Source organism: Bacillus sp. SIMBA_074, from assembly GCF_046534555.1.
Taxonomy (GTDB): Bacteria; Bacillota; Bacilli; order Bacillales; family Bacillaceae_G; genus Bacillus_A; species Bacillus_A mycoides.
This window is the reverse complement of record NZ_JAWRYM010000297.1, coordinates 1-308: the sequence shown is the minus strand read 5'-3', so window position 1 is coordinate 308 and position 308 is coordinate 1. Positions and strand designations below refer to the sequence as shown.

Here is a 308-nt window from a genome sequence, read left to right as displayed (position 1 = left end):
ATAAAGTATCCAATGGATCCTTGAATTTGTTACCCGGGTTAAGGAAATCGCCGCCTAAAGGGGTGGCTGTTTTCATTTGCTTGAACATCTCGATCACGCTAAAGTCGAATTTCGCCAACACGATAATAGAGATGATGAATGTACCTGCCATCAATAAAATCGCCTTTACGATTTGGACCCAACTGGTGGCCGTCATACCGCCGAATACGACGTAGACGGTCATTAAAATACCTACAATGATGACGGAGTATAGATAATCAATTCCAAGTAAGAGTTTTATAAGGGCACCTGCACCGACTAGTTGGGCC

1 protein-coding gene is annotated in these 308 nt (G+C 43.5%); it reads right to left on the bottom strand.

Annotation, left to right across the window (positions count from 1 at the left end; translation table 11 throughout):
- The coding region (locus SB773_RS30925; RefSeq protein ID WP_410594067.1) for a sodium:solute symporter family transporter at positions 1 to 308 on the bottom strand (308 nt) is incomplete at both ends.